A 1,537-nucleotide genomic window follows, 5' to 3' on the forward strand; every position below is an offset into this window, starting at 1 on the left:
AGCTCGGTCCCGGGGATCCTCTAGAGTCGCCAGCTTTACGTGGCGACGCACAGCCGTTGAGACTCGCGCGGCGTTCGATCGGGCGTTGTCGGGTGCCGCACGCTAGTCGTCCTCACTTGCGCGACCTCGATGCCTGGCGCCTGAGCGAGGACACGTGCACTGCTATCCCCACCACGGGAGCGAGAGCGACGGCTCCGATCACCGTCCACATTCCCGCCGGGACTGCGATAAGCCCTACGACGAGGGCTGTGGACGATGCAGCCCAGCCGATCACGTAGCGCAGATGGTCGCCGGCGGCGAGAGCAGCTGCGCCTGTCAAGGACAGCAGCGCGGTCAGCCCTGCCCCGGCAATGATCACGGCAAACATGGCCGGTTCCAGCGCGTATCGCCCCTGGTAGAGGAGGTCGATAATCCAGGGGCCTATGAGTGCGCCGAGTACGGCGAGCAGTGCGGTGGCGCACATCAGCATCGCGCCCCAGATCGCGGTGCGCTGGGCCGCTCGTTCCGGTGCATCGCGGAAGGTGACGAGCAGGTAGCTCTGGAGTGCAAGCATCGGGACGACCAGAGGAGCGCGCGTGAGAGTGGTCACGAGGATGACCGCCGCCAGATCCGTCTCGCCCAACCCTCGAGAAGTGAGTCCCAGCAGCAACGGCAGACCGCTGATCATGACGCCCGTCGCCAGCGCTGCGCCGACCGTACTGAAGCTGTTCCGCCACATTCGACGGAGCGGAACGTCCAGTTCCACCGCCTCAACGGCGCGGCGACCGCCTGCGAACCACAGGCTCACGGCAGCGAGCGCGAAAGGAACTGCGACCGCCCACCCCAGTAGGATGATCCCTCCGCCCAGCGCCAGCGCGATACCGATCGTGATCAGACGCACGGTGCTGTCCGTGATAGTCATGCCGGCGGCGCCACGCCAGTGGCGCGCTCCGTAGAAGACGCCGCTAAGGGCAGCAACGAAGGTGTAGGCCACCGCAGCAACAGCGAGCGGGCCGACTAGTCCGGTAGCGGCCCCGAACGCTGCCGTCGCCCACAGCGGGGAGCTCGCAACGATGGCCACGGCGAAGACACCGGCGGATCCCAGGGTGAAGCGGAAGAGCGTTCCGGTAGCGCGAGGCCCCATCTCCCGTTGGCGGGCCGCTCTGGTCACCTCCTGCTGAACGCCAGAGATCGCTCCGACGATGAGGTACACCGCCGACCAATAGATGCTGAACGCCACGTAGTCGGCGGTGGCGACGAATCCCGGAACAGCTGCCTGGATGACGTAACCGATCGCCCCAGCGATAACGGTCGCGGCGGTCAGCGGCGTGCCATCGGATCCGCTGCCGTCCGACCCGGAGTGGTCGGGGCGCACCGTGTTCACCGACGTGCGCACGGCGACGACGACCGCGAGCCCCGCGCGGCTCTGGGAGGTCATCGAAGGGATCGGCGGCGAGAACGGCTGGTACTCCGCGCCCGTGCTGTGGGCGCTGCGCGGCTGGATGGACCGGGTCGTCGGAGGCGTGGGGCTCGTGCGCGGACGGCGCAATCGCAGCCG

At 68.0% G+C, this 1,537-nt stretch carries 1 protein-coding gene and 1 pseudogene; one reads left to right on the forward strand and one right to left on the reverse strand.

Annotated elements, in window-relative coordinates; genetic code table 11:
- Window positions 1–112: 112 nt before the first annotated feature.
- Window positions 113–1,363 (reverse strand): hypothetical protein, encoded by a 1,251-nt coding sequence (locus tag I5I_RS17305; RefSeq protein WP_204365828.1) that lies wholly within the window; start codon window positions 1,361–1,363, stop codon window positions 113–115.
- Between I5I_RS17305 and I5I_RS11875 the strand changes: the two are divergent.
- Window positions 1,293–1,537: pseudogene (locus tag I5I_RS11875) on the forward strand (DUF2867 domain-containing protein); the annotation flags it as partial. The gene I5I_RS17305 and the pseudogene I5I_RS11875 overlap by 71 nt on opposite strands.

The sequence above is a fragment of the Microbacterium sp. B24 genome, from assembly GCF_000333415.1.
In the GTDB taxonomy this organism is placed as follows: Bacteria; Actinomycetota; Actinomycetes; order Actinomycetales; family Microbacteriaceae; genus Microbacterium.